11 protein-coding genes and 1 pseudogene are annotated in these 14,575 nt (G+C 65.9%); 4 read left to right on the top strand and 8 right to left on the bottom strand.

Annotated elements, in window-relative coordinates; all coding sequences use genetic code 11:
- Positions 1–185 precede the first annotated feature (185 nt).
- From GEV38_RS16155 to GEV38_RS28050, 5 genes and pseudogenes are all read right to left on the bottom strand, one after another.
- On the bottom strand, positions 186–1,049 hold the full coding sequence (locus GEV38_RS16155) for a LysR family transcriptional regulator (protein ID WP_015270667.1): 864 nt from the start codon (positions 1,047–1,049) through the stop codon (positions 186–188).
- Positions 1,050–1,157: 108 nt separating this feature from the next.
- Entirely contained in the window at positions 1,158–2,006 is an 849-nt protein-coding gene (locus tag GEV38_RS16150) for a proline/glycine betaine ABC transporter permease (RefSeq protein ID WP_015270666.1), read from the bottom strand.
- The gene (locus GEV38_RS16145) at positions 2,003–3,019 is read right to left on the bottom strand and encodes an ABC transporter substrate-binding protein (protein ID WP_054573542.1); all 1,017 of its coding nucleotides are present in this window, start codon (positions 3,017–3,019) and stop codon (positions 2,003–2,005) included. Before GEV38_RS16145 ends, GEV38_RS16150 begins: the two co-directional genes overlap by 4 nt.
- A 105-nt stretch (positions 3,020–3,124) precedes the next feature.
- Positions 3,125–3,880, bottom strand: coding sequence for a methyl-accepting chemotaxis protein (locus tag GEV38_RS28055; RefSeq protein WP_371034575.1), 756 nt, complete (start codon positions 3,878–3,880; stop codon positions 3,125–3,127).
- Between the two features lie 102 nt (positions 3,881–3,982).
- Positions 3,983–4,948: pseudogene (locus GEV38_RS28050) on the bottom strand (HAMP domain-containing protein); the annotation flags it as partial.
- 518 nt (positions 4,949–5,466) lie between these two features.
- On the opposite strand from GEV38_RS28050, the gene GEV38_RS16135 reads away from it, so the two are divergent.
- Positions 5,467–6,786, top strand: coding sequence for a Na+/H+ antiporter family protein (locus tag GEV38_RS16135; protein WP_013972950.1), 1,320 nt, complete (start codon positions 5,467–5,469; stop codon positions 6,784–6,786).
- Positions 6,787–6,799: 13 nt separating this feature from the next.
- On the opposite strand, the gene GEV38_RS16130 is transcribed toward GEV38_RS16135, so the two are convergent.
- The 3 genes from GEV38_RS16130 to GEV38_RS16120 form a co-directional block, all read right to left on the bottom strand.
- A complete protein-coding gene (locus GEV38_RS16130) occupies positions 6,800–7,807 on the bottom strand; it encodes a FecR family protein (RefSeq protein ID WP_054573541.1) in 1,008 nt (335 codons plus the stop codon).
- 268 nt (positions 7,808–8,075) lie between these two features.
- Complete coding sequence (locus GEV38_RS16125; RefSeq protein WP_054573540.1) at positions 8,076–9,845, bottom strand: acyl-CoA dehydrogenase C-terminal domain-containing protein; 1,770 nt, start codon at positions 9,843–9,845, stop codon at positions 8,076–8,078.
- Between the two features lie 135 nt (positions 9,846–9,980).
- Positions 9,981–11,603, bottom strand: a complete 1,623-nt coding sequence (locus GEV38_RS16120; RefSeq protein WP_054573539.1) for an acyl-CoA synthetase — start codon at positions 11,601–11,603, stop codon at positions 9,981–9,983.
- A gap of 194 nt (positions 11,604–11,797) precedes the next feature.
- Between GEV38_RS16120 and GEV38_RS16115 the strand changes: the two genes are divergently transcribed.
- The 3 genes from GEV38_RS16115 (at position 11,798) to GEV38_RS16105 (ending at position 14,563) form a co-directional block, all read left to right on the top strand.
- Entirely contained in the window at positions 11,798–13,204 is a 1,407-nt protein-coding gene (locus tag GEV38_RS16115) for a sensor histidine kinase (protein WP_054573538.1), read from the top strand.
- A gap of 6 nt (positions 13,205–13,210) precedes the next feature.
- A complete protein-coding gene (locus GEV38_RS16110) occupies positions 13,211–13,846 on the top strand; it encodes a response regulator transcription factor (RefSeq protein ID WP_054573537.1) in 636 nt (211 codons plus the stop codon).
- 243 nt (positions 13,847–14,089) lie between these two features.
- Positions 14,090–14,563: a MarR family winged helix-turn-helix transcriptional regulator gene (locus GEV38_RS16105; protein ID WP_054573536.1), complete on the top strand. Its 474-nt coding sequence runs from the start codon at positions 14,090–14,092 to the stop codon at positions 14,561–14,563.
- The last annotated feature ends 12 nt before the right edge of the window (positions 14,564–14,575 follow it).

Genomic DNA, 14,575 nt, shown 5'->3' with positions numbered 1-14,575 from the left:
TTTTCTGCACTGACCATTGAGGAAAAATGCATGGTTGAAGTCGACACTGGCTCTTGTAGGAGCGGCCTTGTGTCGCGAAAGGGGAGCGAAGCGCCCCCAGGATATCGGCATCGCCACAAAATTGCCGGGGCCGCTTTGCGGCCCTTTCGCGACACAAGGCCGCTCCTACAAGGCCCTGCGAACCTTCACGCCTCCAGCGCAGTCTTCAGCACCGCGCTCAAATGCCGCCGCTGGCTCTTCTCATGCTCCAGCAACACCACGCGCCGGGTCAGCTGTGGTTCGCCAAATGGCAGGCAGGTAGCCGGTGGCAAGCGTTGCAGGTCGTCATCGGCCATGGGGATGATTGCCACGCCCAGGCCCATCACCGCCATGCGCGCCAGCGCTTCCTGGCTGTCCAGTTCCATCTGCTCGCTCACCTGCAGATGCTGGCGGCGCAGCTCCTGCTCGATCTGCCGCCCGGCCCAGGCACGCTTGTCGAAGCGCAGGAACGGCTGGCTGGCCAGCAACTGCGGCACGCTTAGCCCGGCCAGGTCGGGGCTGGCGATCGCCCAGAAGCGGTCTTCGAACAACGGCGTGAAGTCCAGGCTTTGCGGGTAGGGGCTGACCGGCTCGGTGGTGATCGCCGCATCGAGCTCGCCGTCTTCCACCCGTCGCGCCAGTTCCGCCGACATGCCGGAGGCCACGCTGACATGCAGCTGCGGATGGTGCGCCTTGATCCACACCAGCGCTTTGGGCAGGCGCCGCGCCAGCACCGTGTGGATCGCCCCCAGGCGCAGGCGGCCGCGCAGGCTCGGGCCGCTGGCCAGGGCGTCGGCCAGTTCGTCATAGCTAGCCAGGATGGTCTCGGCGCGGGCCACCGCCAACTGGCCGGCTTCGGTCAGCGAGACCTGCCTGCGGCTGCGGTCGAACAAGCTCACCTGCAGTTCGTCTTCGAGGGTCTTGATGTGCAGGCTCACCGCCGAAGGGGTAAGGCTGAGCAGGTCGGCGGCACGGGCGAAGGTGCCGTGGCGGGCGATGGTCACCAGAGTGCGCAGGGCTTTGAGGGACATGCGGGTGTGGTCCGGTTTCAAGCTGACAGAGCTGCATTGTCAGGCCCGGCCCTTTCGCAGCACAAGGCTGCTCCTACAGCGAGTCGAGGCTGGTAGAGGCAATATTTCTCAGCGCACACCACGCCCATAGGCCTGGCTGATCCGATCGATCACCATGGCCAAGGCGACGATCGCCAGCCCGGCCTCGACGCCTTGGCCGACATTCAGCGTCTGGATCCCCGACAGCACGTCCTCGCCCAGCCCGCGGGCGCCAATCATCGAAGCCACCACCACCATCGACAGGGCCATCATCACCGACTGGTTGAGCCCGGCCATGATGCTCGGCAGCGCCAGCGGCAGGGCGATGCGCCGCAACCGCTGCCAGCGGCTGGCGCCAAGACCATGGGCGGCTTGCAGCAGCGAAGGGTCGATCTGGCTCAGGCCCAGTTCGGTCAGCCGCACCAGCGGTGGCAGGGCATAGATCAGTGTGGCGAACACGGCGGGCACCTTGCCCAGGCCGAACAGCATCAGCACCGGGATCAGGTAAACGAAGGCCGGCAATGTCTGCATCACATCCAGTACCGGCAACAGCAAGCGCTTCGCCAGCGGCCGGGCAGCCAGCAGGATGCCCAGCGGCACGCCCACCAGCACGCAGAGGCCGGTACTGACCAGCACCAACGCCATGGTCTGCAGCAGTTTGTCCCACAACCCGAGCATGCCGATCAGGGCCAGCAGCGCCACCAGTACCGCGCTGCGCAGCACGCTGCGGCTGGCATGCCAGGCAAGCAGGCCGATCAGCAACAGCAGCAGCCACCACGGCAGCAGGCGCAGCAGGGTTTCCAGGCCGACCAGCAGTTGCAGCAACTGGTCCGAGACGCTGCGCAGGTGATCGCCGTAATGCAGTACCAGCCAGTCGACCAGGCGGTTGACGCTGTCGGCAAAGGAGAATTGCAGGGCCTCGGGGAAGCCGCCGCTCACAGGCTGGCCTCGACCTTGGTGGCAATGTCCGCAGGCAACCAGGCTTTCCACACCTCGCGGTTATCGCGCAGGAAGGTGAGGGCCGCGTCGCGGGGCGGCGTTCGCTTTTCGCTCATGTCGGCCAGTGCCTTGTTCAGTCGGTCGATGGGCAGATCGACCCGCTCGAACACGCTCACCAGCTCCGGGTAGCCCTCGCGAAAGGCCTTGGATACGCCAATCGACAACTTGGCCGGCAGCGAGCTGCTGCCCTTGGGCTCGGGGTTGCCGGCATCGGTGAGGGTGGCCCAGGCCTGGGCATCGAACGGCGGCTCTTGCAGGCGTATGAGCTTGTAACGCCCCATCAAAGGGGTCGGGTTCCAGTAGTAGAACAGCACCGGCTGGCCACGGCGGATGGCCGAGCCGATTTCGGCATCCATTGCAGCCCCGGAGCCACTGCGGAAGTTGGTATAGAGATCATTCAGCCCGTAGGCCTTGAGTTTCTGGCTGTTGACGGTTTCGGATGTCCACCCGCTGGGGCTATTCAGAAAGCGCCCTTTACCGGGGGACTCGGGGTCGCGGAACACCTGCGGGTAACGTTTCAGGTCCTCGACGCTGCGCAATTGCGGCGCCACGGCTTTCAGCTTGCGCGCGTCATCGCCCTCGATCACGTAGGCCGGTACCCACCAGCCTTCTTCGGCGTTCTTGACCGTGTCGCCCAAGGCGAACACCTGGCCGGCCTGTTCTGCCTTGACCCAGGCAGGGCTGCGCCCGGCCCATTCCTCGGCGATTACTTGCAGGTCGTTGCGTGCGAGCGCCACTTCCATGCTGACCGTACTGCCGGGCAGGGTGTCGGTGGGGTAGCCATAACCGCGCTCGACGATCAGGCGCAGGATCTCGGTGGTGAGTGCGCCGCTTTCCCAGCCGATGGCACCAAAGCGGATGGGCGTGGTGCGTTCTGCGGAGGCGGCGCTGTCGGTGCTGGCCAGGCCGACGGCGAGCAGCAGGCCGGCCAGCAGCGTCGGAATCTTTTTCATGGGGCCTCTTGGAGTGACGCTACTGAGTTGCCGCAAGTGTAGACGACCGGCTCCAGGCCCGGCAGGAAGGCCGCTGCACGCGATTGGCAGCGGCCTGCAAGCGACTCAGACGCGGAACTGGTCCATCAGCGCCTGTTGCTGGTTGGCCAGGCTGTTCAGCGACTGGCTTACCCGCGCCGACTCGTTGGCCTGCCCCGACAGCGATTCGGTGACATCACGGATGGTCGCCACGTTGCTGTTGATCTCCTCGGCCACTGCGCTCTGCTCCTCGGCGGCCGAGGCGATCTGCAGGTTCATGTCGGTGATCACCGTCACTGCCTGGCCGATGCGCTGCAGCGCGGTGACTGCCTGGCCAACCTGCTGCACGCCGCTCTGGGCCTGGCGGTGGCTGTTGTCCATGGCCCCGACCACTTCGCGGGTGCCGTTCTGCAAGGCCTCGATCACCTGGCGGGTTTCTTCCACCGATTCCTGGGTACGCTGGGCCAGGTTGCGCACCTCGTCCGCGACCACGGCAAAGCCACGGCCGGCTTCACCGGCGCGGGCCGCCTCGATGGCGGCGTTGAGCGCCAGCAAGTTGGTCTGTTCGGCGATCGAGCGGATCACCTCCAGCACCGAACCGATCTTCTCGCTGTTCTGCGCCAGGCCCTCCACTTCGCTCATGGCGTTGCTCATGTCGGCGGCCAGGGCATCGATGCTGTGGGTGGTGCGGTCGATCACCGCCAGGCCTTCGCGGGTGGCCTGGTCGGCATCGCGGGCGGCCTGCGCGGCCTGGGCGGCGCTGCGGGCGACGTCCTGGGCGGTGGCACTCATTTCGTGCGAGGCAGTGGCAACCTGGTCGACCTGGCGGTACTGCTGCTCCATGCCGGCGCTGGTCTGGGTGGCAATTGCCGAAGACTGGTCGGCGGTGCCACGGGCGGCCTGCACCGAGCGTTTGACCTCGGCGATGGTCGGCTGCAGCTTGTCGAGGAAGCGGTTGAACCAGCCGGCCAGTTCGCCCAGTTCGTCCTGCTTCTGGTAGGTCAGGCGGCGGGTCAGGTCACCTTCGCCGCTGGCAATGTCCTTGAGCATGCTTGCCACGCCGAGGATCGGCCGGGTAACGCCGCGGGCCATCAGCCACACCATCAGCAGGCCGGCGATCGCCGCCGCCAGGCCCAGGCCAAGTTCCAGCAGGGTGCCGCTGGTGTTCAGCGCGTCCAGTTCCTGTTTCAGCGCTTCGGCCGGCCCGGTCAGGGCGTTTTCCGGCACATCCAGCAGCACGCCCCAGGGCTGGGCATCCGGAATCGGCTGGAAGGCGGCCAGCACCTTCAGGCGCTGCTGGTCGTGCACGATGGTCATCTTGCCGTCGGCCAGCTTGCGCACCAGTTCGGCACCCTTGGCGGTGTCGACCTGGTCGAAGCGCTGGGCCAGCTTGCTGGCATCGGCGCTGTAGCCGGCCAGCAGGCCGACCGGGCTGAGGATGCCGACCGTGGTGCGGCCTTCGTACAGGCTGCGGCTGGCCTCCTGGCTCAGGGCCTGCAGGCTGTTGAGGTTGATGTCGATGGACAGGGTGGCGATCACCTTGCCGTCGACTGCCAGCGGGAAGACGATGCTGGTCATCAGCACTTGCTGGCCATCGATGTCGTAGAAGTAGGGCTCCACCACGCACACCTTGCCGGATGTGCGCGGGCACACCCACCAGGTATTGGCTGGCTGGCCGCTGGGGCCGATCTCGGTGTTGGCCATGTCATGTTCGGGCAGGGCCATGGCCGTCAGCTGGCCGACACGCGGCTGCGACCAGTACAGGGCGAAGCGCCCGGTTTCGTTGCTGCCCAGTTCTGCCTTGCCGGCGAACAGGCTGTCCTTGTTGTCCAGGGCGTTGGGCTCGAATACCAGCGACAGGCCGAGCAGTTCAGGGTTGGCCTGCAGGGCGGCGCGCACCTGGCGGGTCATGTCCTCGCGCAGGTCGAAGGCATCGAGAAAGCGCTTTTCCGCCTGCTCGCGCAGGAACAGCACCTGGCGGGCGAAACCGGCGCCGTACTGGTAGGCGTCCATGAACTGGCGGCGGATGTTCAGCGCCTGCACCTCGCCCTGCGACTCGATGCGCGACTGGGCCGATTCGGTCAGCATCTGCATGCTGCTGGCCTTGACCAGGTCCGAGCTGTGGTCCATGCGATACAGCGACAGGCCGACGAGCAGGGTGACGATGCCGGCCAGGCAGAGACCGGCGAGCAGGGTGATCTTCCACTGGATGGAAAGTTGTCGCAAAGGCATGGGGGTGGGTCCCTTGTAATAAGAGTGTGGCTGACGAATGTGTCGGCTGGCGCGGGCTTTTCTTTATTCAAACGTTCAATTTAATCCGCAGGCCGCGCGAGGCGTTGGTAATCCGCCGCAACATGGCGCTTTTGACATCTGCTGCCCACTGCTTCACAGTGCGCGCTTTTTTTCTGTCGCAATGAGGTAAGCCAACCATGAATGCAGTGATCGCCGCGGTCGGCATCATGCTGATACTCAGCCTGTCCCGCGTGCACGTGGTCATCGCCCTGATTGTCGGGGCCCTGGCCGGTGGGCTGGTGGGGGGGCTGGGCATCGAAGGTACGCTCAAGGCCTTCAACGGCGGCCTCGGCGGCGGGGCCACGGTAGCCCTGTCCTATGCACTGCTGGGCGCCTTTGCCGTGGCCATCGCCAAGTCCGGCCTGGCCCATGCCCTGGCCGACCGCGCCCTGGCCATGATCGACCGCCAGGGCCATGCCAGTGGCGGCAAGGTCAAATGGTTGCTGGTGGGCCTGATGCTGGTGGTGGCAGTGTCGTCGCAGAACATCCTGCCTATCCACATCGCCTTCATCCCCTTGCTGGTGCCACCGCTGCTGTACGTGCTGACCCGCCTGCGCATCGACCGCCGGCTGATCGCCTGCGTGATCACCTTTGGCCTGATAACCCCGTACATGTTCCTGCCGGTGGGCTTTGGCAACATCTTCCTCAATGAAATCCTGCTGGCCAACGTCGCCCGCGCGGGTGTCGACGTGAGTGGCGTGAATGTCACCCACGCCATGGCCATCCCGGCCGCTGGCATGCTGGCTGGCCTGTTGCTGGCGGTATTCGTCAGCTACCGCAAGAAGCGTGACTACGACCTGGCGCGCATCGAGCAGGTGGAGCAGGTGAGCGTGCAGTACAACCCGCTGACCCTGCTGGTGGCCGGGCTGGCGATTGCCTCGGCGTTCATCGTCCAGTTGTGGCTGGACTCGATGATCATCGGCGCCATGGTCGGCTTCCTGATTTTCTCGCTGTCGGGCATCGTGCGCTGGAAGGACACTGACGACCTGTTCACCGAAGGCATGAAGATGATGGCCATGATCGGCTTCATCATGATTGCCGCCTCAGGCTTTGCCGACGTGATGAAGGCCACCGGTGAGGTGAACAGCCTGGTGGAAACCTCGGCGCAGTGGATCGACCACAGCAAGGGCGTCGGTGCCTTGCTGATGCTGCTGGTGGGCCTGCTGGTGACCATGGGCATCGGCTCGTCGTTCTCCACCGTGCCGATCCTGGCCGCGATCTTCGTGCCGCTGTGCGTGCAGCTGGGCTTCGACCCGCTGGCCACCGTTTGCATCGTGGGTACCGCCGGTGCCCTGGGCGACGCGGGCTCGCCTGCCTCGGACTCGACCCTGGGCCCGACCTCGGGGTTGAACGTGGATGGCCAGCACCACCATATCTGGGACACCGTGGTGCCTACCTTCATCCACTACAACCTGCCATTGCTGGCGTTCGGCTGGTTGGCGGCGATGACGCTGTAAGACGGGGAGGGCGTCAGCCCTTGTCGGGCGGCGGCGAGATGCGGTTGAGCACGGTGCTGCCGTCCTTGCTGCGGGTCAGGTAGACCGGCAGCACCTTGGGCAGGTTGTTGACCAGGCGCCCCACCTCACGGGTGTTGTAGATACCGCTGATGCGGATGCGGCCAGTGCTGGCGTCGGCCAGCAGCAGCGGTGCGTCGAGGTAGCGGTTGATTATCGGCAGGGCCTGTTCCAGGCTCAGGTTGTCGAGCACCAGCTTGCCGTCGCGCCAGGCCAGGCTGTTGCCGTAGTCCTCGCTTTGCTCCAGTTGCGGCTCGAAGTCGCCCTTGTGATAGCTGGCCTGCATACCAGGGCCCAGGCGGTAGCCACCGGTGCTGCCGTCGCTGGATACCAGTACCGAACCTTCCACCAGGGTGACCTTGACCTGGTCCTGGTACTTCCACACGTTGAACTGGGTGCCGGTGACGCGGGCCTGGCCACGACCGGCATGCACGATGAACGGGTGGCTGCTGTCGTGCTGCACCTTGAAGAACGCCTCGCCACGTTTGAGCGTGACCTGGCGCTGGTCCTTGTAGTTGAGGTAGGTGAGCTCGGTGTTGAGGTTGAGCTGCACCATGCTGCCGTCGCTCAGCTGCACGGTCTGCATGTGCGCGCCAGCTTCGAAGTGCTGGTAGCGATTGGGCAGCCAGCCTTGTTCCCAGCCCACCCAGCCGGCCAGCGGCAGCACTGCCAGGGCGATCGCGGCGGCGGATGCCAGCGGCCGCCAGTTGCGCTGGCGCGCGGCCTTTTGCAGCGGCGGGTTGAAGTCGATGACGGTGGCATTGCGCGGCAGCAGGTCTGCGGTTTGCCAGATTTCCAGCATTGCCTGGTATTCCTCGGCATGCCGCGGGTCGGCCGCCAGCCAGCGGGCGAACGCCTCGCGCTCGGCCACCGAGCAATCTTCGGCGTGCAGGCGCATGCACCAGTGCGCGGCGGCGTCGGTGATGGCATCGTCTGGGCTGGGATTGAGGCGGTCGTGGTTCATTGCGGCTCCGGGTTTTGCGCATTCTACCCTTGCTGGAGGGCTCCCGAGAACCGAGGTAATGGCGAATGACTATCAGTTGTGCCGGTTTTCGTCGGATTGGTGATGGTTTTTCAGCGTTTGAGAACCCTTCGCGCAGGTAAATTCAGGCTGAAATCGTTGGGGCTGCCTTGCAGCCCATCGCGACACAAGGCCGCTCCTACATGGAATCGCGTTCCCCTGTAGGAGCGGCCTTGTGTCGCGATGGGGCGCAAAGCGCCCCCATGGTCTCTCAGAACTGCGCCGCCTCCAAACCATAAAGGCTGCCACTACCCGCCTGGATACTGGCCTCCAGCCCCAACCCGCGCGGCAAGACCCGCTGGAAGAAGAACTCCGCACACGCAAGCTTGGCCCCATGAAACGCGGCATCCTCGTCACGCCTGGCCAACGCCACCGCCGCCATCCGCGCCCACATGTAGGCATACGCAGTCAGCCCGAACAGCTGCAGGTATTCCACCGCCACCGCGCTGACCAGGTTGGCATCCTCGCCGGCACGCGCCCGCAGCCAGGCGCTGGTCGCCTCCAGCCGCGCCAGGCTCGCTTGCAGGGCTTCACGGTGCAGTGGCGCATCCACGCTGAAGGCCCGCACCTCGGCGGCAAAGCCGGCCAGCGCCTGGCCACCGTCGGCCAGCACCTTGCGCCCGAGCAGGTCGAGGGCCTGTATGCCGTTGGTGCCTTCATAGATCTGCGCGATGCGCACATCGCGCACCCGCTGCTCCTGGCCCCATTCGCGAATGTAGCCATGGCCGCCATACACCTGCTGGCCGAGCACACAGCTTTCCAGGCCGTTGTCGGTGAAGAACGCCTTGGCCACTGGCGTCAGCAGCGCCACCAGGCGCTGCGCATGTTCGCGCTCGCCGGCGTCTTCGGCGTAGCGCGCCAGGTCCAGCTGCTGGCCGACGTAGGCGGCAAACGCCCGGCCACCTTCGGTGAGGGTGCGCATGGTCAGCAACATGCGCCGCACATCGCCATGGTGGATGATCGGGTCGGCAACCTTGTCCTGTGCCTGCGGGCCGCTGGCGGCGCGGCTTTGCAGGCGCTCGTTGGCGTAGCGGGCGGCGCTCTGGTAGGACGCCTCGGCACAGCCGATGCCCTGGATGCCGATGGACAGGCGCTCGTAGTTCATCATGGTGAACATCGCCGCCAGGCCCTTGTTCGGCTCGCCGACCAGGTAGCCGACGGCACCATCGAAGTTCATCACACAGGTGGCCGAGGCCTTGATGCCCATCTTGTGTTCGATCGAGCCGCAATGGGCGGCGTTGCGCGCCCCCAGGCGGCCATCGGCCTCGACCAGGTACTTGGGCACCAGGAACAGCGAGATGCCCTTGGCGCCGGTGGGCGCATCCGGCAGTTTGGCCAGCACCAGGTGGACGATGTTCTCGGTCAGGTCCTGTTCGCCGCCGGTGATGAAGATCTTGCTGCCGCTGATGCGATAGCTGCCGTCGGCCTGGGGCTCGGCGCGGCTGCGGATCAGCCCAAGGTCGGTGCCGGCATGGGGTTCGGTGAGGCACATGGTGCCAGCCCAGCGGCCTTCGTACAGGGGCGGCAGGTAGGTGGCCTTGAGTGTTTCGCTGGCGTGGGCATCGATCGCCAGGCAGCTGCCGGCGCTCAATGCCGAATACAGGCTGAAGCTGCAGTCGGCGGCGTAGAGCATTTCTTCGAACAGCACACCGAGCATTTTCGGCATGCCCATGCCGCCATGTTCAGGATTGCCGCCCAGGCCGACCCAACCGCCTTCACGGTAGGTGTGCCAGGCCTCGCGGAAGCCGTCGGGTGTAGTGACTTCACCAGCGGTGAAGCGCACGCCTTGCTCGTCACCGTTGCGGCTGAGCGGGGCAATCAGCTGGCCGGTGACTTTGGCTGCTTCCTCGAGGATGGCATCGGCGGTATCGGCGTCGATGCGCTCGGCCAGGGCGGGCAGGCGGGCCCACAGGGCCGGGGCGTTGAACACGTCATGCAGGACGAAGCGCATGTCGCGCAGGGGGGCGGAGTAGGTAGTCATCGGGGGCTCTTGGAATAATGGAAACATGGGCTGGCCTCTTCGCGGGCATGCCCGCTCCCACAGGTAAAGCACAGGGTGCGAGGCCGGTGCGGTCCCTGTGGGAGCGGGCATGCCCGCGAAGAGGCCACCACTGGATCAGAGGGCTTTGGCCCGGTCGCGCAGCACGTACTTCTGGATCTTGCCGGTGGAGGTCTTGGGCAGTTCGCCGAACACCACGGTCTTCGGCACCTTGAACCCGGCCAGGTGCTCGCGGCACCAGCTGGTGATGTCGGCTTCGCGGGTGTCTTCGCGGCCCGGCTTGAGGGCAATGAATGCGCACGGGGTTTCCCCCCACTTTTCATCCGGGCGCGCCACCACCGCGGCTTCCAGTACCGCCGGGTGCTTGTACAGGGCGTCCTCGACCTCGATGGTGGAAATGTTCTCGCCACCGGAAATGATGATGTCCTTGAGCCGGTCCTTGATCTCGACATAGCCGTCGGTATGCCACACGGCCAGGTCACCGGTATGGAACCAGCCGCCCCGGAAGGCTTCGGCGGTAGCCTCGGGGTTCTTCAGGTAGCCCTTCATCACCGTGTTGCCCCGCATGAAGATCTCGCCCAGGGTGTTGCCGTCGCGCGGTACCGGCTCGAGGGTTTGCGGGTCGGCGACCATCAGGCCGTCGAGGGTCGGGTAGCGCACGCCCTGGCGGGACTTGATCCGTGCCCGCTCTTCCAGCGACAGTTCATCCCATTCGTCATGCCAGGCACACACGGTCACCGGGCCGTAGACTTCGGTCAGGCCGTAGGTGTGGGTGACCTGGATGCCCATCTCTTCCACTGCGCCGATGACCTTTGCAGGTGGCGCGGCGCCGGCGACCATGGCCTGCACCGGGTGCTCGATGGCCGCCTTGGCTGCCTCGGGCATGTTGACCAGGGCGTTGAGCACGATCGGCGCGCCGCACAGGTGGCTGACCCGGTGCTCGCGGATCAGGGTCAGGATCTTCTGCGGGTCGACCCGGCGCAGGAACACATGGGTGCCGGCCAGCGCGGTGATGGTCCATGGGTAGCACCAGCCATTGCAGTGGAACATCGGCAGGGTCCACAGGTACACCGGGCGATGGCCCATGCCCCAGACCATCTGGTTGCCCAGGGCGTTCAGGTAAGCGCCACGGTGGTGGTAGACCACGCCCTTGGGGTTGCCGGTGGTGCCGGAGGTGTAGTTGAGCGAGATCGCCTGCCACTCGTCATCGGGCCATTCCCAGGCAAAGTCCGGGTCGCCTTCGGCGAGGAACGCTTCATAATCCAGTTCGCTGGCCGCACGGCCTTCGCCGTACTCCGGGTCATCCACATCCACCACCAATGGCGGGTGCTCGAGCAAGGCCAGGGCAGCCTCGATGACCGTGTGGAACTCGCGGTCGGTGATCAGTACCTTGGCCTCGCCATGCTGCAGCATGAAGGCGATGGCCTCGGCGTCCAGGCGTACGTTCAGGGTATTGAGCACGGCGCCGGTCATGGGCACGCCAAAATGGGCTTCGAGCATGGCCGGAATGTTGGGCAACATCACCGCTACGGTGTCGCCACGGCCGATACCCCGGCCCACCAGGGCGCTGGCCAGGCGCCGACAGCGTTGGTAGGTCTGCTGCCAGTTACGGCGGATGGCACCGTGGATCACCGCCGGATAATCGCCATATACGGCAGCGGTGCGTTCGATGAAACTCAGCGGGGTGAGGGCGACATGGTTGACGGCAGCGGGCATCAGGCCCTGGGCATAGATCGACATGCGGTAATCCTGTAGAGGAGGCAGGCACAACCTGTGCGCTTGACCCCCGGTGGCTGATTGTTAGCTCTGTTCAGGGTGCAGGGAGGCGGACGGTGGGCCGCTCCCCTTGTCGCAGTTTTACGCGAGTCGCTATGGTATTAGGAATATCGACTATAGCAATATAGTAAAACTACTATAACAACGAGCCGCCTACCGTGGACAACACTGCCTATCCCTTGCTCGCCAAGGACCCGCAACCCAGCCTGATGCTGGCCGGCGACGCCAGGCCGCTGGCACTCAACCCGGCGCTGCAGGCCTGGGTCGATGAAGGCCCGGCACTGGCCAGCTGGCTGCCGGGCAACTGCGCCGCCCTGGTGCGCGCCTGCCTGCGCCAGCGCCGGGCGATCGCCGATGTCGAGGTGCAGGTCGGTGAACGCATCGTGCTGTGGAGCTTCATCCCTGACGACCAGGGCCAGCAGGTGCTGGCGCGTGGCCGCGACGCCAGCGACGAGCGTCATGGCGCACGCGAGGCCAGCCGCGCCCGGCGCCTGTACCGGCTGATCATCGAGAACACCACCGACCTGATCTCCCGGCATAGCCCCGATGGCCGTTTTCTCGATGCTTCGCCGGCAGCATTCCGCCTGCTTGGCCTGTGGCCCGAGCAACTGCGCGGCATGGCCGTACATACCCTGCTGCACCCGCGCGAGCGCCGCCAGGTGCTGCGCCAGGCCGCCGCCGCCCTGGACCAGGACGGCTACCACACCATGACCTGTCGAGTGCGCCAGGCCGCAGGCGGCTACCGCTGGTTCGAGATCGCCAGCCGGGCCATCCGCGAAACCTACACCGGCGCGGTGGTGGAGGTGGTCAGCGTGTCTCGCGACATCACCCTGCGCATCGAGGCCCAGGAAAGCCTGGCGCACAGTGCCCGGCTGGCCACCTTGGGCGAGCTGGCTTCGGGCATTGCCCACGAGATCAACCAGCCGTTGGCCGCGGTGGTCAACTATGCCAACGCCAGCCAGCGTTACCTGCTGGGCCTGGAGCGCGACCCGCAGGCCCGAGAGCGGGTAGGGCAGGGCCTGCAGCGCATCAGCGAACAGGCCACCCATGCCGCCGAAGTGATCCGCCGCCTGCGCGCCTTCCTGCGCAAGGGGCCGCGCCGCCTGCAGGCTCTGGACGTGGCCGAGGTGGCCGGCGAAGCCATGCGCCTGTGCGCCTGGGAAGCCGCGCGTGACCAGGTGGTGGTCGAGTTGCGCATGAGCGCGCAGCTGCCCTTGGTGTATGCCGACCGGGTACTGCTGGAGCAGGTGCTGTTGAACCTGTTGCGCAACGCCATCGATGCCAACCGCGAGCAGCATGGCGAGCGGCCGTCACGTATCCTGCTGGGCGCTGCGCGCGATGGTGATGGCGTGCTGGTCGAGGTGGCGGACCAGGGCCCGGGCGTGGCGCCCGAGCGCCTGGATGAAATCTTCACGCCGTTCACCACCAGCAAGGCCGACGGCCTGGGCCTGGGCTTGAGCATGAGCCGTAGCCTGATCGAAGGTTTTGGCGGCAGCCTGTGGGCGCGAGCCGGTGACAATGGCGGACTGGTACTGTGCTGCCGCCTGGCGGTCAGCAGGGGGTAAGGGGAGATGGCGGTGCAAGCGAAGGTGTATGTGGTCGATGACGACCAGGGTATGCGGGACTCGACGGTGTGGTTGTTGCAGTCGGTGGGTTTGCAGGCCTTGCCGTTCGCCGGCGGGCAGGCGTTTCTCGACGCCTGCGTCGACGATGGGCCGGCCTGTGTGCTGCTGGATGTGCGCATGCCGGGGCTGGGCGGGTTGGCGGTGCAGCAGGCGATGCGCGAGCGTGGCCTGGGTTTGCCGGTGATATTCGTCAGCGGGCATGCCGATGTGCCGATCGTGGTGCGGGCATTCAAGGCCGGCGCCTGCGACTTCATCGAGAAACCCTACAACGACCAGTTGCTGCTCGACAGCGTGCAGGCCGCGTTGGAAAGCGCCGGGCGGGCACGCCAGGACGACCAGGCGCTGGCCCGGGTGCAGGCGCGCATCGATGGCCTGACCCCGCGCGAGCGCGACGTGTTCGTGCCGTTGGCCCAAGGGTTGAACAACCGCGAGATTGCCGAACGGCTGGGCGTCAGCGTGAAGACGGTGGACCTGTACCGGGGGCGGGTGATGAAGCGGTTGCAGGCCGATAGCCTGGCGGAGTTGGTGGGCATGGCCATTGCCTGCGGGGCGGTGGAGGCACTGGGCCTGCGAACACCGTAGCAGGCCTTGACGCATGGCCCTGTAGGAGCGGCCTTGTGTCGCGATGGGGCGCGAAGCGGCCCCAGGTTTTGTGCCCCAGCAGAAATTGCGGGGCCGCTTCGCGCCCCATCGCGACACAAGGCCGCTCCTACAGGGGGGCGCAAGGGGCAGAAATCATGAAATTTTTCATAGCAACCTAATCAAAGCTTTGACATTCACTGCCTAGGCAGTAATATTTCCACACAATTACCCGAGCAGTCTCCGATGGCCCATTTCTCTCCCGAAAACTTCCAGACCTGCGCCATCGGCATGCTGCTTGGCCGGGCGGCGATCCTGAAGGACCGCATTCTCGACTGGCACCTCGAATCCGAAGGCGTCACCGCCGCGCAGTTCAAGGTGCTGATCATCGTCACCCAGTACCAGGTGGACACCCCGGCCGAGCTGTGCCGGTACCTGGGCCTGGACAGCGGATCGATGACCCGCATGCTCGACCGCCTCGAGCAGAAGGAACTGATCGTGCGCAACCGTTGCGCCGACGACCGTCGCCAGGTGCGCCTGGCGCTTACCGCCGATGGCCAGCGCCTGGCTGACCGCCTGCCGGAAATCGGCGCGGCGGCCATGAACGAGCTGTGCGGCGCGCTGGCACCCGAAGAGCTCGAGACCCTGGAAGGCCTGCTGGCCAAGGTCCTGCTCGCTGCCGGCGACCCGTTGACGATCCGCCGCTTCGGCGATCGTTGATCCCTGTCACGA

This window comes from Pseudomonas sp. 13159349 (assembly GCF_013305685.1).
In the GTDB taxonomy this organism is placed as follows: domain Bacteria; phylum Pseudomonadota; class Gammaproteobacteria; order Pseudomonadales; family Pseudomonadaceae; genus Aquipseudomonas; species Aquipseudomonas asiatica.
Note: the sequence above shows the minus strand (reverse complement) of the source record. Positions and strands in the feature narration are given on the sequence as shown.